Origin of the sequence: Polyangium jinanense, from assembly GCF_028435265.1 — a bacterium.
GTDB classification, from domain to species: domain Bacteria; phylum Myxococcota_A; class Polyangia; order Polyangiales; family Polyangiaceae; genus Polyangium; species Polyangium jinanense.
Window position 1 is genome coordinate 1 of the sequence record NZ_JAGTJK010000011.1, and the last position, 26,561, is coordinate 26,561.

A 26,561-nucleotide genomic window follows, 5' to 3' on the forward strand; every position below is an offset into this window, starting at 1 on the left:
CCCGCGGGGGCTATCCGCCCCTCGACCCGGACCAGGGCAAGCCCTGGACTCGGGTTGGAAGAACTGCGCGATGCGCAGTTCTTCCACGGGCCGGTGGCAAGACCAGGGACAACGTTGCCAGGCACGGCGGTCTTGGTTGGCAGGGCCTTCGCTGGTCTTGCCTCGACCTGTTCGATGAACTGCGCATCGCGCAGTTCATCGACCCCGGGTCCAGCGCTTGCGCTGGTCCGGGTCCAGGGGTGGATAGCCCCTGGTGGGGCCTGGGGCAACGCCCCAGCGCGGCGGCCGTGCTCGAGCGGACGCTCCTTCAGCCCTGCGCGGGCGCGTCTTCGGCCCGCTTTCGGCTCGAAACGAAGAGCCTTCGCGTTGCGATGGGCGTGAGCCTCGGGATCGACGGGTCCCGCTCGTGCGCGCGATTGAATACCTTCATCACGCGCTCCATCTGGGAGAGGCAAATGCCGTCTTGTAGGTCGAGATCGGCCTGCGTGATCGGACCCTTGGTTCGCGCGCCGGACGCGAGCTCGCCGGTGGATTTCACCTTCGCGGCCATGTCCTCGAACGCGATGATCTGCGCGGTGTCGAGCCCGCCGTCCTCGAGCTGCTTGGCCGCCTTCGACAGGGGGTTCTGCCGGATGTCCTTCGCGACCTTGAGGAGGGACGTGAGGGATTGGGCGAGCGTCGTGAAATCAGTGACGCGGCCGGTCGCTTTCGTGACGCGCTCGTCGAGCCCCGGTTCGAGGTGGGAAACACCGTCGAGCGCGGTGACGAGGCGATCGCGTTCTTCCATTCCATCTCGATAGGCCTGGTCGGCGACGGCAATGGCAGCGGCGCGGCTCGCCTCGCGAGCGTCCGTGGCTCCGTCGAATTGGGCCACCATGTCGGCGAGCTTCTTCCCTTCATGCACGAAGACCTTGAGGAGCGGCTCGGAGAACCCGAGGAGGTGCCGCTTTTGCGCGGGCGTGGCCTTGGGCCAGAACTCGCCGACGATGCCGCCGAAACGAACGAGGTCGGTGAGGATCTTCTCGCTGCGGATCTGCGAGCCCCGCTCCATCAAGTCGGCGTGGGGGATCTCGACAGCATAACGTTCCGTTTCATCCTGAGTAGGTGCGGACACCATCGCGAGGACGGAGGCCCAGGTGTAGGTGGGGGTGGATGTAGTCACGCTTGCCAAGGTAGCCGAGGGAGATCTCGAAGGAAAGGGGGAAGATTACGGAGAGGACGCGCGGGGGGGACGGGGGAGAGTGTTGCCGGTCACCGGAGACGGGATCTCGGTGGCTTGGGACGGGATCGCGGTGGTGGGTGACGGGATCGCGGTGGTGGGTGACGGGATCGCGGTGGAGAGGTGGGCTGGAGGCGCCGGGTTCAGGATGCCCGGGCGGTGGAGGGGGCGGGCGGGGCCGAGGGGCGTGGACGCGGTGGGGGAGTCGCGGGATGCGGCATGCGTCTCCCTTCGGGGATTGACACCAGCGAAGGAACCATGACTAACCTACGCAGCCATGCACATCCGCAAGATCCAGATTGAGAACATCCGATGTTTCGGGGCGGGCGAGCGGGGAGTGCATCTCGATCTGAGTCGTCCCGACGGATCGCTCGCTGGATGGACGGTGTTCGCTGGGCGCAATGGGACCGGCAAGACAACGCTCCTACAAGCGATAGCGCTCTGCCTGACGGGCCCTTCCGAGGCACGACAGCTCCTGCCGTCCTTCTCCACGTGGCTTCGAGGCGGCGCACGGGAAGGGAAAGTCGATATCGAGTTCGAATTCGATGACGCCTCTCTAGGGGAGATACTTCCCGGGAGCGGCGGGCGCTTCGAAGCGGCTCTTTTCTGGGAGCGCAATGGGGGGCGGGAGCCCGTACTGCAGTTTCGCGGACCGAGCATCGAGGAAGGCGTCACCGGGAAGGCGGAGCTTCTGGGTCCCTGGAAGTGGGACGCGGACCGCTGGTTCTGGTGTGGTTATGGTCCAGGCAGACGGCTTGGGGGCGCGAGCATCGTACCGGAACGCGGAGCTTCCCACAAAATAGGGCGTGTCGCTACCTTGTTCGATGAGGAAAAGTCCCTCGTCGAGGGGCTCGACTGGTTGAGGGAGTTGTACTCGGATCGGTTGGATCTGGCGGAGCGTGCGCGGAACGCAGACGCCAGTCGAAAATCAGAATTGGAGCGCCTCGCCGCCGAGCTTCGAGTGTTGCAAGAAAACGTCATCGGTTTGCTGAACGATGGCCTTTTGCGCGATGGCATGCGCGTCGTCGAGTTCAACCGAGAAGGTTTGTGGGTCGAGCAGGGCGGCGTGAGCCTGGCGCTACACCAGCTCAGCGGCGGCTCTCGTTCCGTCGTCGCCCTCGTGTTCGACATCCTGCGTCGCATGCATGAATGTTTCGGTGAGCTCCGCATCGAGCACGACAAGGAGCATAACGTCATCACCGTGCCTTATGAGGGCGTGATCCTGATCGACGAGATCGAGTCCCATCTTCACGTCTCCTGGCAGCAAAGCATTGGATTCTGGTTGAAGCGACATTTCCCGAACGTTCAGTTCCTGGTGACGACACATAGTCCGTTCGTGTGCCAGGCTGCCGATCCCAACGGCCTCGTGCGCCTCGCCGCCCCGGGCGAGAAGCGCTCCACGGAGATCATGCCGGAAGAGACGTATCTGCGGGTCGTCAACGGCGGCCCCGACGATGCCGTGCTCACGGACCTCTTCGGCCTCGAGACGGTGTACTCGGAGTCCGCAGAGGAGCTCCGCAGCCGCATCTCCAGGCTCGATGTCAAGCTGATCCGGGGAACTGCAACCGCGGAGGAGAAGGAAGAGCGTGACCACCTCGTCAAGATGTTACCGGGCGGCGGAAGCGCGATGGTCGAGCAAACGCTCCGAAAGCTGGAGGCGTTGGGGTGAGGAAACTCGACCGATTGCCGTTGAGCAAAGATGCCCAGTCGAGGCTGGAAAGCCGCACCAAGCAGATCCGCGAGGCCGCCTCGGACCACGAGGATGACGAACAGCGCTTTCTCGTACAGAAGAAAGAGGCCCAGCGTCTATGGGCACAGGAGAACACGGTCGCGTTTCTCGAAATTGAAATGGTGCTGAAGAGGATGGCTCCCGACGAGGGCCGCTGCATGTATTGCCAGTACAATGAAGGCAGCGCCATCGACCACTTCTGGCCGCTAGCGGTGTTCCCCGTTCGGGCATACGATTGGCATAATTATTTGTGGTCTTGCTCCGTATGCAATAGCAACTACAAGGGCGATCGCTTCCCTCGTGATCGGAACGGCTATCCTCTTCTCCTCGACCCGACGGTAGATGAGCCTCGCGACCACCTTTATCCGGCTCCCAGCACGGGGCAGGTCAGGCCTCGGACATGCAAAGGTGCCAAGAGTATCCGCACGTTGGGCCTCAATCGCGGGATGCTCTGCAAGGACCGGAAAGCTGCATGGGACACCGCACAGAAGGTGGTCGAGCTCTATGCGCGATATTGCGCCGAAGGAAATGGCGACGGAGCTGGAGCCTGCAAGTCGGATTTGCAGCGGCACCCGCTGTCGAGTGGATTGCGAGACCTTCTCGGCATCTTGAAGACACCTGGAGCGAAGCACTTCATCGGACCCCGGTGCCTCGCGGCCCTTCGAGACCATCCTGAAATCGAGCAATGGGTCCAGCCCGCAGGACAGGAGGCAGCGTCGCAGCCGACGCTCGCGGTGGACGCGCGTAACGCGACGCGGTAGCCTGCGCCGTGCCCGAGGATCGCCCCCCCGTACCCCGACAATCCCAAGCCCCCGCGCTGCTCGCGCTTCTCCTTTCCACCGCCGCCTGCGGCCGCGTCGGCTACCGCGCCCTCGAACCACGCCCGAACGCTGGCCTCTCCACACGCGCCGCCCGCATCTCGGCCCGTGTCGAGCGTATCCACGTCGGGTACTGGCAACAGAGCGCGAACACGCGCGTCGACGTGCACGTCGTCAACGAGGGGAAAACGCCCCTCCACGTCGAGCCCGAGAGAATCGATCTCGCCGTGCTCGGGAGGCCGTCCGCGCTCGTCGACGCCGCCGTCCAGGAGGGCGACAAGGACCTCGATCCCGGCGAAGGTGGCACCTATCGCCTCACGCTCCCGCGCGCGCCGATCGAATCTGGCGCCCCGTACGTCCTCCGCCTCCATCCTGCCGTCAACGCCCCTGCCGACGCGATCGAACCTTTGCCCCTCGTCAATCCGGCAAAGCCTCATCTCGGGTATGGCCCTCCGGCTGATTCCACGTGGGTCTTCGTCGCCCGCATCGGTGGCGGCGCCATTCGACGTGATGACGTCACGGCGGGGCTCGGTGGGATCGAGGTCTTCACCGGGCCCCAGTTTGGTCGATTCTCCTTTGGCCTCAGCGCGATGATCGGCGCGGGCTCGATCGGCGGTGAGGTGCGTTATCGTTTCGAGCCGGCGAAGGTGCTCGCGATCGTCCCGTTCGCCGGGTACGGGTATTATCCCATCGCGGGGATCGTTGGCCTGAATGTGGGTCACGGCGGCCGCGTCGGCGCTGAGCTCCAGTTCTCGCTCGGTAAGGCCACGCGCTTCGGCTGGGCCCGGAGCGGCGGACGCATGGGCCTCTTCGCCCATGCCGGGCCCGTCTACCTGCGTGTCGTCGATTCGGTGGGCATCGCTGCACAGGGTGGCCTCACCTTCGGTTTTTTCTAGCGTCCTTCCAATCGGAATCGCCCCGGACATCTGGTAGCATGGTCTGTCGGATTGCTTCGGAGGTCTCCTTCATGACGCGTGACAGGCTCTGGTTTCTTTTCCTCGCGGCCGCCGTTTCCTCCGCGGGCGCGATCGCCGCTTGCGGCGGCGGCGGCGATACGAGTGGCGGCGCGGCGGGCAGCGGCGCTTCGGGTCCGGACGCGGGTTCGTCGTCTGGCGGCGGCGGTTCGGGCGGTGACGGTGGCTTGTTCAATTTCCCGGACGGCGGCGAGCAGGCGCTCGTGATCGAGCCGCAGGATCCGATCCTCGACGTGACCGGCGCGCCCGGCTCGCTCCCCTTCAACGCGAAGCTCACCGACGGCTCGAACCCCGGCGCTGTCGATTGGTTCCTCGACGATGTCACCGTCGGAACGATTGGCACCGACGGTGTCTTCGCTTCCGGCGGCTTCGTCGCGGGCAAGGCCAAGGTCACTGCGAAGAGCGGGCAGCTCGAAGCGAGCACGACGATCACGGTGCGCGTGAAGATCGCCGACAATGCCGGCAATCTCTCGACCGACGATCAGACGAAGCTCGACACCGGCGGCAATGCCGATCCGGGCTTCCGGTGGCTCTATCCGTACGACAAGACGGTCTTTCCCCGTGGCCTCGCGGCCCCCACGCTTCAGCTCGCCGGCAATGCGGATGCCGTGCTCGTGAAGATCAACGTGGGCGATTTCGAGTACAAGGGTTACTTTGGCGCCTCGGCCCCGGCGCGCGTGGACCTGCCCGCGGCCGTTTGGAAGGGCGTCACGCAGAGCGCCGGCCCGAGCGACATGGTCTCCGTCACGGCCACGAAACTCGCCGGCGGCGCCGCGACCGGCCCCGTCACGCAATCGTGGCGCATCGCGCAGGGCAGCTTGAGCGGCATCGTTTATTACAACACGTACGTCTCGAAGCTCGCGAACGGCGGCGCGGTGATGCGCATCAAGCCGGGCTCGAATGCGGAGGTTCTTCTCGGCGGATGCAACGTCTGCCACTCCGTCAGCGCGAATGGAAACGTGCTCGCGGCAGGCGTCTCCTGGGGCGACGGCAACCCGCTCGACAGCGCGACCTACGATCTCTCGCAGGACGGCACCGCCTCGCAGCGCTACCTGGACACCGACGGCCGCAAGTTCTCCTTCGGCGGGCTCACGCCGGACGGGACGTACATGATCACGAACGGCATCCCGGCGAGCGGTTCGCCCGTCCGTGGTTTGGCCGGGGATTACCCGTCGCGGCTCCTCGACACGAAGACGGGCGCCGACGTGGGGGCGTCCTCGTTCACGAGCGCCGTGAAATACGCGCTGACGCCGACGTTCTCCCCGGACGGCAAGCACGTCGCATTCACCTGGTACGACGCCAGCCCCGGACGAACCCTGGCCATGATGGACGTCGACCTCGCGCAATCGCCGCCGGCGTTCTCGGCGATCAACGAGCTTCTCACCGTGCCCTCGGGCATCGTCGGCTGGCCGAGCTTCACGCCCGACGGCGGCGCGGTGCTCTACCACGCGGGCGATCGCTTCGACACCGCGGGTGGCGGCGCGACGCCTTCATACGCCGAGGTGCTCCTCGTCGAGACGGCCACGAAGGCGGTGAACAAGCTCGCGGCGCTGAACGGCTACGACGCGAATGGGCAGTTTTATCTGCCGTTCGGCGACGCCGAGGAAGCGCGTCTGAACTACGAGCCGACGATCCTGCCCGTCGCGGTCGGCGGGTATTACTGGGTCTTCTTCACGAGCCGGCGCGTCTACGGCAACACGATCGGCCCAGGCGGCACGGTGCCGGAAGGCGACAACAAGTGGGGCACGTACGTGAACGGCGCCGAGACCCCGAGCCCGCGCAAGAAGCTCTGGGTGGCCGCGATCGACATCGATTACCAAGGCAAACCCGATCCGAGCCACCCCGCATTCTACCTGCCCGGTCAGGAGCTCGAAGCGGGCAACATGCGCGCATTCGCCGCGCTCGAGCCCTGCAAGGATCTCAACCAGCCTTGCGAATCCGCCGCCTCGTGCTGCAACGGCAACGTCTGCCGTCCGGCCGACGTGAACGGAGACGGAACGAAGGAGCTCGTCTGCGTGCCGCCGCCCGTGAACGAATGCGCGCAGGAGGGCGAGTCCTGCGAGACCGCGGCAAACTGCTGCACGCCCGGCTCCTTGTGCATCAACAATCGCTGCGCGGCCCCCACGCCGAAGTGAGGTCGAGGCGCACGCCTCCGGCCTGATCCACCACGGAACCAGGGCGGCTCCCGGCGCACCGGGGCGCCGCCCGTCACGTCACCCAGCATATTTCACGGGCAGCCGTGAGGGGTCACGGGTTCTCTGGACGCCCGTCCGTTTCAGCGGATGATGCGTCGGAAGAAACCGACGCGTCTTTCCTGGCATGCAAGATGCTCATCGGTTTTTTGCATGTCGTCCCTGAGAAGACGCTTGGTGTCGTGTGGCGCCTTCGCTCTGGGAGTGGCGCTCGGGCTGCCCGGGAGCGCTGCTGCGGTGGAACCGAAACCTCCGGTGGAGATCTCCGGCTCCCCCGGCAATGGGGTGACGGTCAAGGTCGGGGACGTGTTCTCGTTTAATGCCCGGAGCCGGATCCAGCTTCGCTACCAGATCAACGTGCCTCCTGCGGATGATCAGGGCGAGCGGGATTTCCAGCAGATCGTCAACATCGGGACGGCGCGCCTCTGGTTCTCTGGCCACGTCTATCGGCCTGAGCTGACATACATGATTCAGCTCGCCATTGCTGGACGTGACTATCGTGACGGCGCGACGTCACCGATCTTCGACGCCTATGTCGACTGGAAGATCCACCGCGATTTTAATGTGCGAGCCGGGCAGTTTTTCGTTCCGTTCGATCGATTGCGGACGGTTCGCGAGTTCGCGCTGCAGATGGCCGACCGGCCGGTGCCCGTCGCCGAGTTGACGCTCGACCGCGATGCGGGCATCACGTTTTATTCGGAGAATTTTCTGGGGAAAGAATCGCCGGTCGCGTGGCGGCTCAGCGCTTTTGGCGGAGGTGGGACGAACCTCACCACGTCGCGAGAGCCCGGTGTGCTCCTCGTGGGGCGGCTCGAGCTTCGTCCGCTCGGCAAGATCGACGATGATTCCGAGGGCGATCTCGACCGCAGGAAGAAGCCGGGCCTGGCGCTCGGCGGCGCGTTTGCGGCGAACTACAATACGAACCGGTTGCGGAGCACGACGGGCGCGACGTTCCTCGGGGGAACGACGGATTATCTGCACGCTGCCGCCGATCTCGTGTTCAAGTGGCGCGGGTTCGCGCTCCAGGGCGAATATTTGTGGAAACGCGCGGACGTCGATCGGATCGAGTCCACGGACGAGGACGGCAATCCGCGCACCGAGTATACGCGTTCGGGCCAGGGCACCGTGTTTCAGGCCTCGTACGTGTTCGATCCGCCGATCGAGATCGTGGCGCGGTTCTCACGATTGTACGCGTTCGGAGGGACGGACCCGAAGCTCGTCTCCGAGGTCGAGAGCCGCGGACAGGAGATCGGCGTCGGGCTCAACTATTACTTCAACAAGCACAAGATGAAGCTGCAAGCCGACTGGATCGCCCGGATGCCGCACGATTTCGATTTCGAGAGGGCGAACCACGCGGCCCACCTCCTGCTCGACGCGACGTTTTGAGGGATGCTGCGCCTAGCGCTGCATCGAGGGGGGGCCAGCGGAAGGCTCGCGGAAATGCGACCACTCGATGCCGAGCTTGCGCATGCGCGCGCGCAGCGTGTGCGGGTTGATGCCGAGCAGGCGCGCCGCGCCGAACGGGCCCTCGATGCGGCCGCCGCGCGCGGCGAGGGCGCGGCGAATGTGCGCGGCCGTTGCCTCGTCGAGGGTGACGATTTCCTCTGCGTCGCGGACAGGTGTCGAGGGGCGCGAGGGCGGTTTTACGGTCGGGCCCCCGAGCGCGGCCGCGAGTTCGAGTCGCTTGCCATTGCCGAGGATCGCGCCGCGTTCGATCACGGCCGCGAGCTCGCGCACGTTGCCCGGCCACGTGTATCGACGGAGCAGCTCGATGTCGTCGGGTGTCGGCGTGAGCCCGGGTCCGCCGAGGCGTTTGCCCGCGCGCTCGGCGAAATGCGCGGCGAGGGCCGGGAGGTCTTCCATGCGGTCGCGCAGCGCGGGCAATCGAATGGGGAAGACGCTCAGGCGATACCAGAGGTCCTCGCGGAACGTCCCTTCGGCCACCATGCTTTCGAGGTGCCTGTGCGTGGCCGCGACGATTCGCACATCCACGTGGATCGTCTCGTGGCCGCCGACCCGCTCGATCGTGCTCTCCTGGAGCACACGGAGCAGGCGCACCTGCGCCGCGCGTGGCAGTTCGCCGACTTCGTCCAGAAAAAGCGTGCCGCCGTCCGCGCGCTCGAACCAGCCTTTGCGTGTGCCCACCGCGCCGGTGAATGCCCCACGCTCGTGGCCGAAGAGCTCGGAATCGATGAGCTCGGAGGGAATGGCGCCGCAATTGACGCGTACCACGGGCCCATGCGCGCGTCGCGAGCGCGCGTGGATCGCCCGCGCGATGACCTCTTTGCCGGAGCCGGTCTCGCCCAGCACGAGCACCGGCGCGTCCGTGGGCGCCACCTGAAGGACGCGCTCCATCACCGGTTTGAGCCCGGAGGATTCTCCGATCACGAACTCGCTCATGTCCATGGTTTCCCTCGGGAGGTTCAGATCTCGTAATCGGGCACGAAGACGCGCACCCTGCGTGGGGCGACATGGACGGTGTCGCCCGAGCGCAGCCCGAGCGCGGCGAACCGCTCGGGCGTGAGCTCCACGTTGATCAATTGATTCGAGTCGAGCGCGCGGAGCTCCACCTTGGTCCGGGATCCGGTCGGATTCACGTGCAGGACCTTCGCCGCGAGGCTGCCTGCATCGGTGGGATGACGCTCGACTTCGAGCTCGTGCGGCCGCACGTAGACGGCGGCGTCGCGCGCCTCGGGATGTTGGTAATCGGGGTACGCCACCGTGAGGCCCGAGACGACGGCCTGGCCGCGCTCGACGCGGCCGTGGAACACGTTCACGTTGCCGAGGAAGTCCATGACGAACGCATTCGCGGGGCGCTCGAATACGTCGGCCGGCGTGCCGACCTGCTCGATGCGGCCTTCGTTCATGATCACCACGTGATCGGCGACCTCGAAGGCCTCTTCCTGGTCGTGCGTGACGAAGACGCTCGTGACCTGGATCTCCTCGTGGAGCTTGCGCAACCATTGCCGGAGCTCCGTGCGCACCTTCGCGTCGAGCGCGCCGAACGGCTCGTCGAGCAAAAGGACGTTCGGCCGCGCCGCGAGCGCGCGGGCGAGCGCGACGCGCTGCCGTTGCCCGCCCGAGAGCTGCGCCGGATAGCGTGAGCCCAGGCCTTCGAGGCGAATCAACTTGAGGAGCTCGTCGACCCGGGTTTGTCGTTCCTGCTTGGGCACCCCGCGCACGCGCAGGCCGTAGCCGATGTTCTCGGCGATCGTCATGTGCCGGAACAGAGCATAATGCTGGAAGACGAAGCCTACTTTTCGATCGCGGGCCTCGTAATCGGTGATGTTCTCGTTGTGGTAGAGGACCGTGCCCCGGTCGGCGACCTCGAGGCCCGCGATGATTCGTAACAGCGTGGTTTTTCCCGAGCCGGACGGGCCGAGCAGGGCGAGGAGCGAGCCGCTCGGGACGTCGAGGCTGACGTCGTCGAGGGCCCGGAAGCTGCCGAAGTTTTTGGATACGCCCTGGATGCGGATGCTCATGGATGCGCTCCCGTGCGGCGGCCCTCGTCGGATTGCGGGATGCGATCTTCGAGCTTGCGCTTGACGACGAGCGTCAAGATGGCGAGCAGCGTCAGCACGGACGCGACCGCGAACGATCCCGGCATGTTGTACTCCTGGAACAGCTTTTCGATCCGGAGCGGCATGGTGTCGGTCTCGCCGGCGATGTGCCCGGAGACCACGTACACCGCGCCAAACTCGCCCATGGCGCGGGCGTTGCACAGAATGATGCCGTACACGAGCCCCCATTTCACGTTCGGCACCGTGACGTGCCAGAACATCTGCCAGCCGCTCGCCCCGAGGCTCAGCGCCGCGAGCTCCTCGTCCGCGCCAATGGCGTTCATGACGGGGATGAGCTCGCGCGCCACGAAAGGAAAGGTCACGAATGCGGTGGCCAGGACGAGCCCCGGCGTGGCGAAGATGATCTTGAGGCTCTTGTTCGAGGGCCACACCTCGAAGGCCTGCTGCCCGAGGACGAGGAGCACGAAGACCGTCGCACCCGCGAGGGCCAGGGCGAAGGGAGGCGTTTTCCAGAGGCCACGCCGCGCGCGCGGGTGGCTCGGCCGAAAGACGAAATAGGCGACGGCGAGGAGGAGGACGAGGAGGGCCGCGACGAGGTACGGCATGATCGCATGGCCGTCGCGGCGGAGGAAGGCACCGAAATAGCCTTGCAGGCCGAAGATCAGCACGAACATCAGGCCGGCGACCACGGGGGAGACCGAAAAGGGCAGGTCGATGAGGGCCGTCAGCAACGTGCGTCCCGGGAAGGAAAACCGCGCGATTGCCCAGGCCGCCGCGACGCCGAAGACCACGTTCGCCGTGACCGCGATGGGGACGACGGTGAGCGTCAGGCCAATCGCGTGGCGCGTGTCCGGATCGTCGACGAGGTTTTTCCAGTAGACACCCGCGCCCTCGGCCAGGGCCCCGGCGAATACATGGGCCACGGGAATCACGATGAGCACGCCGACGACGGCGACGGCGAGTCCGGTGAGGCTCCATCGCAGCCACGCGGGATCCTGCTGCGCCCGCCGGATCTTCGCCGCTGTGGCCTTCGTTCGAGGCGCGTTGCGGACCTCCGCCGTCTCAACGGTCATGGCGCCGGCTCCAGCTTTCGAGGAAGTTGATCACGAGCAGCATCGAGAACGAAATGACGAGGAGCACGACCGCGATGGCCGTCGCCTCGCCATACGCGAACTCCTCCAGGCGCGCGACGATCAAGATCGGTGCGATCTCCGTCTTGAAGGGCATGTTCCCCGAGATGAAGACGACCGAGCCGTATTCGCCGATGGAGCGGGCGAATGCGAGGGCAAACCCCGTGATCAACGCCGGATAAAGCGTCGGAAGGATGACGAACGCGAACGTTTGCCAACGCGTCGCGCCCAGCGAAGAAGAGGCTTCCTCGGCCTCCGGATCGATGTCTTCGAGAACCGGCTGTACGGTCCGCACCACGAAGGGCAGGCCGACGAAGACCAGGACGAGCACGATCCCGAGCCGCGTATACGCCCCGCGGATTCCGAGGGGGACGAGGTATCGACCGAGCCAGCCACTTTCCACGTACAGGCTCGCATAGACGAGCCCGCCCACCGCGGTCGGCAACGCCAGCGGCAGGTCGACGAGCGCGTCGATGATACGTTTGCCCGGGAACGTGTAGCGCGTGAGGACCCAGGCGATGAGGCCGCCGAGAACAACGTTCACGAGCGCGGCGACGAACGAGGTCCCGAAGGTCAGGAGATAGGCGGCGCGCGCGCGCTCGGTCCACACCGCGCCCAGGAAATCGTGCAGCGAGAGCGACCCGGCCTTGACGAAGACGGCCGTGATCGGCAGGAGCACGAGCAGGCCGAGGTAAAAGACCGTATACGCCAGGGTCAGGGAAAACCCCGGGAGCACTCTGCGGTTCACGCTCGCCATCCGCGGCTACTTCTTCGGGCTGTAGATGGTGTCGAAGACGCCGCCCTCGCCGATGAACTGCTTGTGCGCGTCGGGGAAGTCTTTCGCGATCTCGGTGATGGCGAAGAGCCGGAGCTCCGGAAAGATCTCCGCGTGTTTCTTCAGGATGGCCTCGTTCGTCGGCCGGTAGAAATGCTTTGCTGCGATCTCCTGACCCTCGTCCGTGTACGCGAATTTGAGATAGGCCTCGGCGGCTTTGCGGGTGTTCTTGCGGTCGACGTTGCCGTCGACGATGGCCACGTGGGGCTCGGCGCGGATGCTGATGGGCGGATACACGAGCTCGAGCTCGCCCTTGGCTTCGCGTACTTCGAGGTGGGCCTCGTTTTCCCACGCGAGGTGGACGTCGCCGATCTTCTTCTGGACGAACGTGGTCGTCGCGCCGCGCGCGCCCGAATCGAGGACCGGGACCTGCTTGTAGAGCTCTGTGACGTATTTGATCGCGTCGTCGCGGGAGCCGCCGCGCAGGACCACGGAGCCCCACGCGCTGAAGAAGGAGAGGTAGCCGTTGCCCGAGGTTTTCGGGTTCGGCGTGATCACCTCGACGCCGGGCTTGATGAGGTCCGGCCAATCCTTGATTCCCTTCGGATTGCCCTTGCGCACCACGAAGACGACCGTGGATGTATACGGCAAGGAGCGCGAGGGGAACTCGTCGACCCAGTTCGGCTGGATGAGCCCCTTGTTGCGGATCGCGTCGGTATCGAGGAAGGAGGCGAGGGTGACGACGTCCGCTTCGAGCCCGTCGATGACGGCGCGCGCCTGCGTGCTGGATCCGCCGTGCGATTGCTTGATGGTGACCTTCGTGCCCGATTCTTTCTCGTAGGCGGCGATGAACTTCTCGTTCAGATCCCGCCAGAGCTCCCGGGTCGGGTCGTACGAGACGTTCAGGAGCTCGACCTCCTTGGCCGCGCCCCCAGGCTGTGACTTGCCGCAGGCCAAGAGCCCGAGCGCGCCCACGATCAAGGCGGTGATCGCCGCACGTCGGCCCGCCTTCCCACCAGTCGGAATGTGCGCCACGATGACGAGGGTATGTCCGCTATAACGGACGTGTCCAGTGAAATTTGCATGCTGTCCGTCATGGCGGATGATATTGTGTGGTGTGGGACACTGCGCAAGCGACGGCGTCGATTGACGTGGGGTCGTAGTCCGGGTATTCGGGGGGAATGCCGACGCGCACCGAAAAGCTCGCCGCCTCGCTGGTCGTCCTCTTGCTGCTCGCCGGTTGCGGGGGCGGGGAAGGAGGCGCGGGCGGCAGCGGCGGCGCAGGCGGAAGCGGAGGCGCAGGCGGAAGCGGCGGCGCGGGCGGAAGCGGCGGCGCGGGCGGAAGCGGCGGCGCGGGCGGAAGCGGCGGCGCGGGCGGTAGCTCCGTGAGCCCCGAGCCGCCCGCGGAGCTCGAGCATTACGTGACGGGCAACGACGCGGACGCCGACGTGATCCCCGCGGGGCCGGGCCTCGTCTTGATGGGCGGCTCGACGGACGTGGACGCCGCGTTCACCTGGTGGAAGCCACGTATCGCGGGCGGCGACATCGTCGTGATCCGCACCTCGGGCGCCGACGGGTACAACGAGTATCTGCAGGCACTCTCCGCCTCGGATTCGGTCGAGACGATGCTCGTCACGAGCAAGGAGCTCGCGAACAGCGAGTACGTGAAATGGCGCGTCGAGCACGCCGAGGGCGTTTTCATGGCCGGCGGCGATCAGGCCGATTACGTGAACTTCTGGCGAGGCACGGCCCTCGCCTCGGCGATCACCTCGGTCTGGCAGCGCGGCGGCGTAATTGGTGGTACGAGCGCAGGCTGCGCGGTGCTCGGCGAATTCGCCTTCGCGGCCTACGAGGGCACCGTGTACTCGGACGAGGCCCTGCTCGATCCGTACAACGTCTACATGACGATCGAACGTGATTTCTTCGCGTTCCCGCCGCTCGCCGGGTTCATCACGGACACCCATTTCGTGCCTCGCGATCGCATGGGCCGCCTCGTCGGCTTCCTCGGGCGGATCCTCGCGGACGGCTGGGCCCCGAAAGCCAAGGGAATCGGCGTCGACGAAGAGACCGCCGTCGTGATCGATGCCCAGGGCAAGGGAGAAGTGATAGGGGAGGGGAAAGCGTATCTCGTGGTGGCGAACGACAAACCCACGACCTGCGAGGCCGGAAAGCCGCTCGTGTATTCGGGGTTGTCGTACCACCGGCTCGCGGCCGGCGATACCTTGGAATTCCCGTCGGGCGAAACGAGCGTGCCCGCCGAGCCCCTCAGCGCCGCGAACGGCGTGACGAGTCCGGCAAACCCGTACTGATTCGAATCAGGGCAGCGCCTTGAACTGCGTGATCATCTTCGCCCAGACCGCGGGCGTCACGCCGACCTCGAGGTGGCCGTAAGGCACGCCTTCCTGCTTCGACTTGGCCGTCTTGTTCGTGCTGGTCCAGCCCTGCGTGAGCTGATCCCGCGCCGCGACGCTCACGTCGAAGAGCACGCCGTCGCCCTTGGGATCACAGGTCGGGCAGGCCATGCCGTCGATCTCGAAGACCTGCCCGCTCGTGCCGCCCGAGGTGCCGTGCAGCACGTACAGGTAATCGAGGCTCGTGCTCAGGCCCCGCGCCCGGAGCCTTTCGATGAGATTGCCGCCCATCTCCATGACGGCCTTGATGCCGATGCCGTCCATCAGCTTGTACTGCGCATAGCCGAGCGAATACGACTCCGCCGTGAGGCTGTCGTAATAGAGGTGCTTGGCGCGGCAGGCGGACGCGGGATCGTACGCGGTGGCGCGGCAGGTCGTGTGCCCTGCGTCATCCATGATCCAGCCGGCGCCGCCGAAGACGTTCGCCGGGTTGTAGTTCGTCTTGATGGCGATCCAGTCGCGCCACTTCGTCTCGTCCGTGTCGAGCGTGGACCAGTCGTAGCTCACCGGATCGTCCTGCCGGTTCGGCAGCGGGTAATACGGGCGCAGATCGTAGGCGACCTGCATCTGGCCGAGGTACGCCGAGACGAGCTTGCCCTTGTCGTCGACCGAGCCCCACAGCGCCAGGTTGTACTTGTCGAACGTGTAGCCCGTGGCCGAGGCGCCTTGCTCGGTGTTCAGCGTCTTCAGCGACTTCGGAGCGAGGGGGAGGCCGGTCGAATCGAGGCCCGTGATGTTCGACGTGTAAATGCGGCGCCAGTAATCGAGCCACGTGCCGCCGCGGTTCTCGCAGACCGAGTACGCATACGGGTTCGGGAAGATGTCGTTCGGCGAGTCCGCATACCCCCACGTCACGCATTGCACGGCGGACATGTAGCTCCACGTCACGGGCCCCTGGCCGAGCGGCGCGTTCTCTGCCGTGCTGTAGATGAGCAGCGGGTTGAACGGGTGGCGGAAGTTCAGGTCGATACCGAGGTGCGGGCCGGAGAGCGCGACGTACGTGCGCACGTCCTTGCGGAAGTTCGGCACGCCCTTCGACTGGAGCGCGGCGAGCTGCTCGAAATACTTCGGGCCCCAGTCGGTCCAGAGCGCGGGGCTCTGCATGTAGAGGTCCGCCGCGACGACGCCCTTGCTCCAGGCGACGAGGTTGACCTTCGGCTGGCCCGTGAGCGAGCGGATGCGCGAGAGCGCGTTCGCGATGTGAATGGCCTGGTTGAAGTTGTCGCCGTGGAAGTTGCCGAACGTCGTGGCGTACGTGCAGAACCCTTCCGCCTCGAGCGCGTGCACGAAGCCCGTCGCCTGTGTCATGCCGGGGTAGAGCTTGCCCGTGCCGTCGTTGCCGCTCGGCCGGAGCCAGACGTTTGCGTTCTGCATGGCGCCGTGCACGAGGAGTACGGGGCTCTTCGTCTTGTCACACTGATCGAGCGCCGTCTTCGGGCCGTGATGCAGGAGGACGAAGCGGGCCTCGGGGCGCGTGGGGCCCTTGTCCGGACAAGCGGCGGCCGAGGTCGAGCCGACGGTGCCGGCGCAGGCGTTGTTGTAAAAGAGGTTGAACCCGTCGACGAGCTGCTGGTTCAAGGCGCCGAAGTAGGTGCGCAGCGGATAGGTGGAGTCCTCGAACGTGTCCTGCCACCGCCCCTTCGCCGTGCGCAGGTTGTAGCCCTCGGTGCGGAACTTTTGCCGACCTTGGAGGAGCTCGATCTTGCCCCAGGACCAGCTCGGGGGCGTGATGGATCCGACAACCCCGTAGCTCTGCGAGAACGTCGTGGTCGCGGGGGGATCGAAATAGGCCTCGTAATCGGAGATGAACGTGATGGCGGAGGAGACGTCGCCGATCTCGTCGTCCTCGTCCTGCGCGAGGTCAGAGTCGGACGACGCCACGCAGCCCATGGCGGAGAGTGCCGCGACGAGGGCCGTGAGCGCAAACGAACGACGGGGAAGCGAAGATTGCAGCATGGAAACCTCCTGGGCAGCGCCCGCCAGGGAACCCGGGTTGTGCAACCGCAGCAACCACGGGTCGTCCATGCCTATCGGTGTTGCGAGGGGTTTTCAAGCATCGTTCGAACCGGAAGGTCCGTTTGATGCTGCGCCTGCGAAGAAGTGTCGGTAGGGAAGCAATTGCCGCACTGCAAAACGACGCCCAGTGTGCGTGCTGCGATGCAGCATGGAGCGGCGCGTCGTCAGCCGCGGATCTTCTTCGCCATTTCGGCGACGCGCTTGCCGAGGTACTTCGCGTGCGCGATGTCGTGCTCGGTGGGCGCGCCGTTCGCCGTGACGGAGGGGCCGTAGGGGTTGCCGCCGGACGCGAACACGAGCGCATCGGTGTACCCCGGGGTCACGATGACGCCGCCCCAGTGGTAGAACGTGTTGTAAAGCGCGAGCAGCGTCGACTCCTGCCCGCCGTTCACGTTCTGCGCCGAGGTGAAGCCCGCATACACCTTGTTCGCGAGTTTGCCCTGGAACCAGAGCCCGCCCGCCGTGTCGATGAACGACTTCACCTGCGCCGACACGTTGCCGAAGCGCGTGGGCGTGCCGATGACGACGGCGTCGGCCCAGTCGAGGTCCTCGAGCGAGGCCTTCGGCTCGTTCTTCGTCTTGTCGACGAACGCGCGCCACGCGGGGTTTCGGTCGATGGCCGCGTCCGGCGCGGTCTCGGCGACGAGACGGAGGCGCACCTCGGCCCCCGCCGCGCTCGCGCCCTCGCCCACGGCGTTCGCCATGGCGTGGTTGGTCCCCGTCGACGAATAATAGATGATCGCTACGTTCGGCATGGTGGCTATCTACTCCGTCCAGTCGGATAGTCGGATGGTCGGGGGTTCGGGGGCGTAGCTCGGCTTGTCCGAGCTACGCCCCCGACCATGGAAAGGCGCGTACGGTATCACGCAAGGTCGAAGAGGAGCACCTCTCCTTTTCCGAGACCGGTGAAGACGAGCTCCTTCTCCCCGCTCACGGCCGCGCCGTCGCCCGCGCGGAGCACGGTTCCGCCGAGCTGCACTTCACCCTTCGCGACGTGCACGTAGGCGTGCCTGCCGTCCGCGAGCGTGTGGCGCGCCTCTTCGCCCTCGGAGAAAAGACCGGCATAAACGCTCGCGTCCTGATGAATCGTGACGCTGCCGTCGCGGCCGTCGCGGGAGGCGATGAGGCGGAGCCGGCCCTGTTTGTCCGCGTCCGAAAAGTTCTTCTGCTCGTAGCTCGGCGCGATCCCGCGCGCCTCGGGCACGATCCAGATCTGCAAGAAATGGACGCGGTCCTTGCGCGAGCCGTTGAACTCGCTGTGCGTGACGCCCGTGCCGGCGCTCATGCGCTGCACGTCGCCCGGCCGGATGACCGAGCCGGTGCCCATCGAGTCCTTGTGCTCGAGCGCGCCGTCGAGCACGTACGAGAGGATCTCCATGTCGCGGTGCGGGTGCGTGCCGAAGCCCTGCGCCGGCGAAACGCGGTCCTCGTTGATGACGCGGAGCGACCGGAAGCCCATGTGGGCCGGATCGTAATAGTTCGCGAACGAGAACGTGTGGTACGAGTCGAGCCAGCCGTGGTTTGCGTGTCCGCGGTCTTCCGAGCGTCGCAGCGTGATCATGGTGGTCTCCTTCGGTCCCCGGCTTCGTGCGGGGCGCTGTCCGTTCGCCCATCGAGCTTTGCACGACCCGGGCCAAGCCGGTGGAGGCGCTTTTTCCGCGGGAAACGCCAGGTCCGTTCCTCCGGGGCTCTCAAAATGATAGACTCACGGCTCTCAAGATGAAAACCACGGGCATGCGGGCCGCCGATCTGCGGCTCTCCGATCTGTTCTCGTTCAGCCCGAAGGGCGGCGTCATGCGCTTCGCGGGCGAGCGCGTGCTCCTCTTCGACGCCGTGGCGCTCGGGCTCTTGCGCAAGCAGCTCATCGAGAGCTTCGGCTACCACGCGGCGCGCGCGGTGCTGACGCGTTTCGGCTACGGCCACGGCTGGCGGACGGCGGAGGCGCTGCGCGAGGAGATCCCCTGGGCCGACGAGCGTGAATGGCGCATCGCGGGCGGGCGGCTCCACCGGCTCTGGGGGCTCGTGACGTTCGAGCCAGTCGAGCCCGCGGGGCGCGAAGGGCCCGAGCCTTTCGCCGACGCGATATGGCACGATTCGTACGAGGCCGAGCAACATCTCTTGCACCTCGGGCAAGCGACGGAGCCGGTGTGCTGGACGCTCGCGGGATTCGCGAGTGGATACCTGAGCCGCGTGAATGGTCGGCCCATTTTCGCCCTGGAGGAGTCGTGCCGCGGGAAAGGTGACGCCGTCTGCCGGATGATCGGGCGGAGCCGCGAGGAATGGGGCGACGCGATCGAGCCGCACCTGCCGTTTTACGAGACGGACTGCCTCGACGCGTCGCTTCGGCACGTGCAGCGAGCTTTGCGGCGGGCCGAGACGCGGCTCTTGCGCGCCGAGCGGTTGCTCGCGGCGGGCGACGACGAGGCGGAGGTGCCGGGGATCGTTGCGCGGAGCGAGGCCATGCGAGGCGTGGTCGCGATGGCCCGGCGGGTCGCCCGGACGAACGCGACGGTGCTCTTGCTGGGCGAGAGCGGCGTGGGCAAGGAGCGGATCGCGCGGCTCGTGCACGACGCGTCGCCGCGCGTGGGCGGGCCGATGGTGGCGATCAACTGCGCCGCGGTGCCGGAGAGCCTGCTCGAGAGCGAGCTCTTCGGGCACGCGAAAGGCGCATTCAGCGGAGCCGTGACGGAGCGGGCGGGGCTTTTCGAGGCGGCGCGGGGCGGGACGTTGTTCCTCGATGAGGTGGGCGAGATCCCGCTCGCGATGCAGGCGAAATTGCTGCGGGTGCTGGAGGAGCGCGAGGTGCGGCGGGTGGGCGAGAACCGGACGCGACCCATCGACGTGCGGATCGTGGCGGCGACGCACCGGGATCTCGCGGCGGCCGTGGCGCAGGGGCGTTTTCGGCAGGATCTTTATTTTCGGCTGCGGGTCGTGGAGATCGCGATTCCGCCGCTCCGGGAGAGGCCGGACGACATCCTGCCGATCGCGCGGCGGCAGCTCTCGGAGGCGGCGGCGCGGGAAGGGGAGGCGCCGAAGGAGATCGGCAAAGCGGCGTGCCGCGCGCTGTTCGAGCACGCCTGGCCGGGCAACGTGCGCGAGCTCGTCAATGCAATGGAACGGGCGCGGATCCTGTCGGAGGGGCCGACGATCGAAGTGGTCGATCTGCCGCCGGAGATCGGAGGCACGGCGGCTGTGAGCCCGAGCGGAAAAGATTTTTCGCCGCGCCCGCTGGCCGAGGTCGAGCGGGAGCACATTCTCGCGACGCTCGCGGCCGAGGGAGGCAACCGCAAGGAGGCCGCGGCGAAGCTCGGGATTGGCGTGGCGACCCTGTATCGAAAGCTCAAAGAATACGCCGAGGGCTAGGCGTCACTGGCAAGCGCCGCCCAGGAGATCCGCGCCGAGGCATTGCCCGCTCTCGCAATCGGCGTTCGCGTAGCAGTCGACGCCCGGCCCGCCGAGCTTGCAGATGTTCGCCTCGCACGTACCGCCGAGGCAATCGGCGTGCGTCTGGCACGCCTTGTCGTGCCGGCACGGATGACAGACGTCGCCGCCGCAATCGACGTCCGTTTCGTCGCCGTTCTGGATGCAATCGCCGCAGCTCGGGCCCGCTTCGCCCTCCTCGCCGCACGTGACGCGTCCGTCCGCCGGCGCGCAGAGCTGCCGCACCGAGCAGAAATGGCTCACGCAATCCGACTCGACCCCGCACGCAGCGCCGTCCTGGCACGCCGGACACGAGGTGCCGCCGCAATCGACGTCGCTCTCGTCTCCGTCCTGCACGCCATTGCTGCACGGCGCGGCGCCGCCTTCGCCGCCTTCGCCGCCCCCCGCGGCGTCGCTCTCTTCCTTCGCCCCGGCCCCGTTGTTCCCGCTGCCATCCGCGTTCGCCGGGTCCTTCCATGCCTCGATGCCGAGGAGGTCGGCGCAGCCGGTCACGGACAGAAGCAAACCCAATCCCGCTGCTGTGAAGAAAATGGAACGCATGTTCAGTATTCTACCGAGCGGAGGCAACGCGCCGCAAGGTAACTCGCAGCGGTCGGATCAGAATTTTCCGATGAGAAGCGCCCCGCCCCCGGTTCGATCGGCCCAGGGCGCCACTTCGTACTGGAAACCCGTTCGCGATGCGGGTTTGGGTGCCTCGGCGCGCTCGGGGAGCAAGGCGAGCACGAGCGCCGTCACCGCGCCCGCCGCGCCGATGCCAAAGGCGACGTTCGCCACCGTGGCAGACCGGAGCGCGTCCTCGCGGAGCTCGCGCCCGCGCTCGCAGGAGGCCGCCGTCGTGCAGGACTCCTGGATCGAGATCGACGCGGCATTCCGGCTCCCAGCCGAGAGCGCGAAGGCCGCCGCGACCGAAAATCCCGTGAGCCCCACCCCGCCCGCCACGATCGCAAAGACCTTGCGCGGGCCAAGTCCCTTGGAGGTCGAAAGGTTTGAGGTCCCAGGATCCAGTCGCGCCGGATCTTTCTTCGGTGTGTCGACGGGCGCGGGGCGATTGCCGTCGGGGACCTCGACCTCGGCGATCTTGCGCGGCTCGGCCGTGACCGTGGCCCGGAACTCGGGCCGGCCCGGAAGGCGCGCGACGATCTCGTACGTGCCGGGATCGATGGGCTGGGCGACCCCGAGCTCGTCCGGCGAGAGGCGCACGCCGTTGCGGAAGACCGCGATCCCTTCAGCGCCCTTCGGCAGCCGCACGAGCAGGCGCGGCAGCTCCGGTTCGAGCGCGCTCGCGCGCTGCCGGGCAAACGCGCCGCGCTCGTCGTTCACGGCCTCCGCGCGCCGGGCCGTCTCGCCGTACTCGCGCCACGCGGTCGCGGTGCGGCCCTCCTGCTCGTGGCAGGCTGCGAGCAGCCCGAGCGTGCCGATGGCCGGATCGAGCGCGTCGCTCTGGGCGAGTTTCGTGCAAGCCTCGACGAACGCGCCCTGTTCGAGCAGGCGCTTGCCGTCCTGGAAAAGGGTCTCGGCGAGCGTCGCAGCCGCGGTGGGATCCGCGGGCGACGTGAGCCGCGGTTCTTCGTCCGCGCGGGCCGCGGCGGGCACGAGGGCGAGAAGCGACGCAGCGACGAGGACGAACCTATTTGCGCTTGCCACCAAAAATCCCCACGGTTTGCTTGATTGTTTGCGTTTGCTTCGAGGTCTTCGTCGTCGTGGGCGACGTCTTCGTGGACTTCGCCGTGCTCGTGGTCGTCGTCGCGGGCGACGCCGCGGAGGCGAGCGGCTCCGCGGCCGTCGGAGGCGGCGCGGGCGGCGTCGTCGGCTCGGGCGCGCGCGCAGCGGGCGTGGCCTCGGGCGGCGTCGTCGCGGCTGCGGGCGGCGCTGCCTGTTGCGTGATGACGACGAGCGAGACGACGAGGGCGGTGGCGACGAGGCCCGAGGCCGCGAACAACGCCGCGCGTTTTTTCCGGCCCCGGACGTTGCTACCGAAGTCGACAGAGCTCGTGAGGCCCGCGTGCGTATGGGCGAGCGCGCGCGGGAGCGTGACCGCTTGGTCCGTGGGCACGCGCGAGGGGCGCGGCGGTGCGGCGGTCTCGACGCTCGCAATGCCCGCGAGCATGTGGACGATACGCGTGGCCCGCGCGCTCGCCTCGGGGCCGCCGAAGGGCGCGATCGCCTCCGCGAACGCGCCGAGGTCCGGGAACCGCTCGTGCGGACGCTTCGCGAGGGCGCGCAGGATCGCCTCTTCGAGCCGAGCCGGCACCTCGGGGCGTTTTTCGCGCACGCGCGGCGGCGGCTGCGTGGCGATGACGACGATGAGCTGCGTGATGCTCTCGGCCTCGAAGGGCGGCGCGCCCGCGAGCATCTCGTACAGGATCATCCCGAGCGCGTGCTGATCGCTGCGTGCGTCGACGTTCTTCGTCGACTGGATCTGCTCGGGGGACATGTACTGCGGGGTGCCGAAGACCGCGTCGGTGCCGGTGATCGAGGCGCTCTGCCCCGGCGCCTCTTTCGAGAGGCCGAAATCGAGCACCTTGAGCACGCGCGGGCGGAGCGGGCGCTCGGCGAGGAAGAGGTTCGCCGGCTTGAGATCCCGGTGCACGAGGCCCTGCGCGTGCGCGGCCGCGATGCCCTCGCAGGCCTCGAGCGCGAGGTCGACCGCCTCGGTGACGGGGAGTTTTCCACGGCGCGTCAGCTCGGCCTCGAGGTCGTGCCCGTAGAGCCGCTCCATCACGAGGTACGGCGTGCCCGTCTCCGTTTGCCCGACGTCACTCACGCGCGCGATGTGCTCGGAGGGCAAGGTCGCGGCGATGCGAGCTTCACGGAGGAAGCGCGTCACGACGTCCGAGGAAAGCACGAGCGACGGGTTCAGGAGCTTGATGGCGACGGTCTGGCCGAGCGCGAGGTGCGTGGCTTCGAGGACCACACCCATCCCGCCGCTGCCGAGTTCTTGCTCGACACGGTACTTGCCCAGCAGGATGGTCCCGGGCAGCGGCGCCACCATCATACTCATCACGGACGCTATCACGGCTCGTGTCCGGCCGAAACAAGGTCGTCGCGTATGCGTCGGGACGGACGTGTCGGAAATCTGTCACCCGCATCCGCGCGCGGGTGTCCGCGGACGAACCGTTGCCATTGGCGACGCACGGGGAGGGGCCGCCGGCGGAGGCTCGAAGGGCCGGACGACGCCGAAAAAGGAGGTGTCCGCGATTTCCGACGCCGGTTGGTTCGTGGACAAAGGCCCGAATCCGTGTTTCATGATTGACATGCCGAGTCGAGCTTACCGCACCACGATGGGCCTCCTCTTTTCCTCCGCCTGGCTCAGCCTCGCGGCATTTCAAGCGGTTTCGTGCGCGGAAGGGGGAGAGGTCGGCACGGGCGCGGCCGGCGCGAGCGGATCGCAGAGCGGGAGCGGCGGCCGCGGCGGCGACGGGGGCAGCAGCGGGACCGGGGGCGACGGCGGTTCCGCAGGCATGGGGGGCGCAGGTGGGACAGGCGGCGCAGGCGGCGGCGCGGGCATGGGCGGAGCCGGCGGCGTAGGCGGAGCCGGCGGCGCGGGCGGCGTCGGTGGCGTCGGTGGCGAAGGCGGCGGCGGCGGCGGCGGCGGCGGTGCCGGGGGTGGAGGCGGCGCAGGGGGCGCGGGCGGCGCGGGCGGCGGGCCCGTGGTTGGGCTCGAGCTTTGCGTGCTGAATGACGCGGGCCCGGAGGGCGCTTGCGCGAGCCCTGAGGAACTCGCGTATGGCGTCGTACCCGCGGGGACGACCCGGATGCGGCTCTTCCGCGTGGACAATGCCTCGAACGCGACTGCGTCGTTCGCGTCGGTGAACGTGGCGAACCCCGACTTTTCCGTCGCGGTGGTCCGGTACGTGCCCGATGCGCCGAACCCGCCGATTCGCGTGCCCGTCACGTTGCCGTTCGACCGGCCGCCTGGCACGTCGCTTCATTTCGAGGTCACGTATACCTCGCCCGGCCTCGCCGAGCCGCTCGATCCGCTCGACGTGCAGGTCACGGCGACGATCGGCGGCGCCCCCACGCCCGACGTCCTCGTGCCCATCGTCGGCACCGCGGAGGGCTGCCCGCAAGGCGAGGCCGTCTGCGACGCGGATCCGACGAACGGCTGCGATACCGACATCATGACGAGCACGGACCATTGCGGTGGCTGCGACCAGGCGTGCAGCTTGCCGAACACCACCGCCGTCTGCGTGGCCGGATCCTGCAAGCCGGGCGCGTGCACCACGGGGTTCGGGGATTGCAACGACGTGGCCGGCGACGGCTGCGAGACGGACGTGACGAGCAACGTGCAGCATTGCGGCGCCTGCAACGCCGCCTGCGATCTCCCGAACGCGACCGAGGCGTGCATGGGGGGCACCTGCGTGCCGGCCGCCTGCGCCGCGCCGTTTGGCAATTGTGATCAGATCCCCGGCAATGGCTGCGAGACGGATCTGCAAACGAGCCTGGCCCACTGCGGCGCGTGCAACGCGGCCTGCGACCTCGCGAACGCCTCCGAGTCCTGCGTGTCCGGCACCTGCACGCTAGGCGCCTGCGACGGCGGGTTCGGCAACTGCGACGGCATGAGTGCGACCGGCTGCGAGACGAACGTGCAGACGAGCCTCGCCCATTGCGGCGGGTGCAATGCGGCCTGCGACCTCGCGAATGCCTCCGAGTCCTGCGTGTCCGGCGCCTGCACGCTCGGCATGTGCGCCGTGGGATACGGCAACTGCGACGGCATGCCCGCGACCGGCTGCGAGACGAACTTTCTCAACGACGCGTCGAACTGCGGCGGCTGCAACAACAACTGCGGGATGCTCATCCCCAATGCGCAATCGACGTGCTCGGCCGGCATGTGCCAACTCGTCTCCTGCTTGCCCGGCTATTTCGACGTCGACGGCTCCTCGCAGAACGGCTGCGAGTGCCAGTTCGTCGGGGCCGATCTGCCCGACGACGGTTTCGCCGACACGAACTGCGACGGCATCGATGGCGACGCGTCCGCGGCCGTGTTCGTCGCGAAAACCGGCAGCGACCTGAACCCCGGCACGCGCGAGTCCCCGATGGCCACGATTTCCGCCGGGATCTCGAAGGCGGTCGTGCTCGGCAAGAAGCAGGTGTACGTATCGCAGGGGCTCTACGACGGGCGCATCGTGCTGGCGAACGGGGTATCCTTGTACGGCGGGTACTCGGCGCAGAACAACTGGGCGCGGAGCACGGCCTACGTGGCCACGATTCAATCGAGCACCGTGCTGAACGGCCGCGTGAGCGCGGTCGAGGGCAAGGACCTCGTCACGGCGATGACCGTCGACCGGATGACGATCCAGACGCTCGACACGAACACGGCGGGTATCTCGAATTACGCGATGTATTGCAACAACTGCACGTCGCTCGTCCTGAAAAACAGCTCGCTCTCCGCCGGCGCGGCGGGGCCCGGGGCGGCCGGCGCGGCGGGGACGGCCGGCGGCATCGGCGGCAACGGGGCCGCAGGAGGGCCCGGCGGCTGCGATTCGAGCTCACCGGCCGCCGGCGGCTCCGGTGGGACGAGCGTGTGCAGCCGGACCGGCGGCCTCGGTGGCAAGGGCGGCGACGCGGTCGCCGGCGGAACGGGGCTTTCGGGCGTCGGAGGCACGCCCGGCGGAATCGGCGGCTCGGCGGGCAACACGGGAACGGACGGCGGGGGCGGTCAGAATGGCGCGGCGGGGACGAACGGCGGGAACGGGGCGGGCGGCAGCGGCGGATCGACCGCGAGCCTGTTCTGGGTGGGCACCGCGGGCGTCATGGGCGTGACCGGCACGCACGGCAATGGCGGCGGCGGCGGCGGCGGCGGCGGCGGCCAGACCGGGCCGTTCGTCATCAATGGCACGGGCAACGGCGGCGGCGGCGGCGGCGCGGGCGGATGCGGCGGCACCGGCGGCACCGGCGGCGGCGCGGGCGGCGGATCGTTTGGGCTCTTCGTCATCAATTCGAACGGATTGGTCCTGTCGGCCAATACGATCAAGAGCGCGAAGGGCGGCAATGGCGGCAGCGGCGGCGCGGGTGCCGCGGGCGGGGCCGGCGGTGGCAGCGGGACGGGCGCGGCGACGTGCACCGCCGAGGTGGGCAAGGGCGGCAATGGCGGCACCGGGGGCAAGGGTGGCAATGGCGGGCACGGCGGCGGCGGCGCGGGAGGCCCCTCGTTTGCCGTGTATCGTGTCGGCAGCGCCCTGGTTTCGGTTACCGGCAACACGCTCACGCCCGGCACGGGCGGCTCCGGCGGCACCTCGCCCGGCAACGCGGGCACCGCGGGCGCGTCCGGGCAGGTGCTCTGAGCACGTTCCCGCGCCTTTTTCCCGAGGGCCAAGGTTTACGGCCGGCGCGCC

At 67.6% G+C, this 26,561-nt stretch carries 20 protein-coding genes; 8 read left to right on the forward strand and 12 right to left on the reverse strand.

The features are described 5' to 3' along the window. Positions 1-307: 307 nt before the first annotated feature. Positions 308-1,162: an HAD family hydrolase gene (locus KEG38_RS21520; RefSeq protein WP_272421536.1), complete on the reverse strand. Its 855-nt coding sequence runs from the start codon at positions 1,160-1,162 to the stop codon at positions 308-310. Positions 1,163-1,496: 334 nt separating this feature from the next. Here KEG38_RS21520 and KEG38_RS21525 point away from each other — a divergent pair, with 334 nt between their 5' ends. The 5 genes from KEG38_RS21525 (at position 1,497) to KEG38_RS21545 (ending at position 8,318) form a co-directional block, all read left to right on the forward strand. After that, positions 1,497-2,888, forward strand: coding sequence for an AAA family ATPase (locus KEG38_RS21525; RefSeq protein ID WP_272421539.1), 1,392 nt, complete (start codon positions 1,497-1,499; stop codon positions 2,886-2,888). Continuing rightward, positions 2,885-3,709, forward strand: coding sequence for an HNH endonuclease family protein (locus tag KEG38_RS21530; protein WP_272421541.1), 825 nt, complete (start codon positions 2,885-2,887; stop codon positions 3,707-3,709). The genes KEG38_RS21525 and KEG38_RS21530 overlap by 4 nt, the downstream gene beginning before the upstream one ends. A gap of 8 nt (positions 3,710-3,717) precedes the next feature. Then, the gene (locus tag KEG38_RS21535) at positions 3,718-4,662 is read left to right on the forward strand and encodes a hypothetical protein (protein ID WP_272421543.1); all 945 of its coding nucleotides are present in this window, start codon (positions 3,718-3,720) and stop codon (positions 4,660-4,662) included. A 71-nt stretch (positions 4,663-4,733) separates the two neighbouring features. After that, a complete protein-coding gene (locus tag KEG38_RS21540) occupies positions 4,734-6,875 on the forward strand; it encodes a beta-propeller domain-containing protein (RefSeq protein WP_272421544.1) in 2,142 nt (713 codons plus the stop codon). A 294-nt stretch (positions 6,876-7,169) separates the two neighbouring features. Beyond that, positions 7,170-8,318 carry a porin gene (locus tag KEG38_RS21545; RefSeq protein ID WP_272421545.1) on the forward strand — a complete coding sequence of 383 codons (1,149 nt, stop codon included), beginning with the start codon at positions 7,170-7,172 and terminating at the stop codon, positions 8,316-8,318. A gap of 12 nt (positions 8,319-8,330) precedes the next feature. Here KEG38_RS21545 and KEG38_RS21550 read toward each other — a convergent pair whose 3' ends face one another. The 5 genes from KEG38_RS21550 to KEG38_RS21570 are packed head-to-tail and all read right to left on the reverse strand — an operon-like array spanning position 8,331 to position 13,393. After that, entirely contained in the window at positions 8,331-9,338 is a 1,008-nt protein-coding gene (locus tag KEG38_RS21550) for a sigma-54 interaction domain-containing protein (RefSeq protein ID WP_272421547.1), read from the reverse strand. 17 nt (positions 9,339-9,355) lie between these two features. Further along, positions 9,356-10,414 (reverse strand): sulfate/molybdate ABC transporter ATP-binding protein, encoded by a 1,059-nt coding sequence (locus KEG38_RS21555; protein WP_272421549.1) that lies wholly within the window; start codon positions 10,412-10,414, stop codon positions 9,356-9,358. Further along, entirely contained in the window at positions 10,411-11,526 is a 1,116-nt protein-coding gene (locus KEG38_RS21560; protein ID WP_272421550.1) for a sulfate ABC transporter permease, read from the reverse strand. The genes KEG38_RS21555 and KEG38_RS21560 overlap by 4 nt, the downstream gene beginning before the upstream one ends. Further along, positions 11,516-12,331, reverse strand: coding sequence for a sulfate ABC transporter permease subunit CysT (cysT, locus tag KEG38_RS21565; protein ID WP_308215654.1), 816 nt, complete (start codon positions 12,329-12,331; stop codon positions 11,516-11,518). Before cysT ends, KEG38_RS21560 begins: the two co-directional genes overlap by 11 nt. 15 nt (positions 12,332-12,346) lie before the next feature. Next, positions 12,347-13,393, reverse strand: a complete 1,047-nt coding sequence (locus tag KEG38_RS21570) for a sulfate ABC transporter substrate-binding protein (RefSeq protein ID WP_272421553.1) — start codon at positions 13,391-13,393, stop codon at positions 12,347-12,349. A 146-nt stretch (positions 13,394-13,539) separates the two neighbouring features. Between KEG38_RS21570 and KEG38_RS21575 the strand changes: the two genes are divergently transcribed. After that, positions 13,540-14,667, forward strand: coding sequence for a cyanophycinase (locus KEG38_RS21575; RefSeq protein ID WP_272421555.1), 1,128 nt, complete (start codon positions 13,540-13,542; stop codon positions 14,665-14,667). Positions 14,668-14,673: 6 nt separating this feature from the next. Here the strand turns inward: KEG38_RS21575 and KEG38_RS21580 are convergent, their stop codons facing one another. The 3 genes from KEG38_RS21580 to KEG38_RS21590 form a co-directional block, all read right to left on the reverse strand. Further along, the gene (locus KEG38_RS21580; RefSeq protein ID WP_272421556.1) at positions 14,674-16,725 is read right to left on the reverse strand and encodes an esterase/lipase family protein; all 2,052 of its coding nucleotides are present in this window, start codon (positions 16,723-16,725) and stop codon (positions 14,674-14,676) included. A gap of 224 nt (positions 16,726-16,949) precedes the next feature. After that, positions 16,950-17,540 (reverse strand): NAD(P)H:quinone oxidoreductase, encoded by a 591-nt coding sequence (wrbA, locus tag KEG38_RS21585; protein WP_272421557.1) that lies wholly within the window; start codon positions 17,538-17,540, stop codon positions 16,950-16,952. A 107-nt stretch (positions 17,541-17,647) separates the two neighbouring features. Continuing rightward, positions 17,648-18,346 carry a pirin family protein gene (locus KEG38_RS21590; protein ID WP_272421559.1) on the reverse strand — a complete coding sequence of 233 codons (699 nt, stop codon included), beginning with the start codon at positions 18,344-18,346 and terminating at the stop codon, positions 17,648-17,650. A 158-nt stretch (positions 18,347-18,504) separates the two neighbouring features. On the opposite strand from KEG38_RS21590, the gene KEG38_RS21595 reads away from it, so the two are divergent. After that, complete coding sequence (locus tag KEG38_RS21595) at positions 18,505-20,148, forward strand: sigma-54-dependent Fis family transcriptional regulator (protein ID WP_276073332.1); 1,644 nt, start codon at positions 18,505-18,507, stop codon at positions 20,146-20,148. Between the two features lie 3 nt (positions 20,149-20,151). On the opposite strand, the gene KEG38_RS21600 is transcribed toward KEG38_RS21595, so the two are convergent. The 3 genes from KEG38_RS21600 to KEG38_RS21610 are packed head-to-tail and all read right to left on the reverse strand — an operon-like array spanning position 20,152 to position 23,227. Next, entirely contained in the window at positions 20,152-20,766 is a 615-nt protein-coding gene (locus tag KEG38_RS21600; RefSeq protein WP_272421560.1) for a hypothetical protein, read from the reverse strand. Between the two features lie 57 nt (positions 20,767-20,823). Next, entirely contained in the window at positions 20,824-21,870 is a 1,047-nt protein-coding gene (locus KEG38_RS21605) for a hypothetical protein (protein WP_272421561.1), read from the reverse strand. Next, positions 21,854-23,227: a serine/threonine-protein kinase gene (locus tag KEG38_RS21610; RefSeq protein ID WP_272421562.1), complete on the reverse strand. Its 1,374-nt coding sequence runs from the start codon at positions 23,225-23,227 to the stop codon at positions 21,854-21,856. Before KEG38_RS21610 ends, KEG38_RS21605 begins: the two co-directional genes overlap by 17 nt. Positions 23,228-23,480: 253 nt before the next feature. On the opposite strand from KEG38_RS21610, the gene KEG38_RS21615 reads away from it, so the two are divergent. Beyond that, positions 23,481-26,510, forward strand: a complete 3,030-nt coding sequence (locus tag KEG38_RS21615) for a hypothetical protein (protein ID WP_272421563.1) — start codon at positions 23,481-23,483, stop codon at positions 26,508-26,510. The last annotated feature ends 51 nt before the right edge of the window (positions 26,511-26,561 follow it).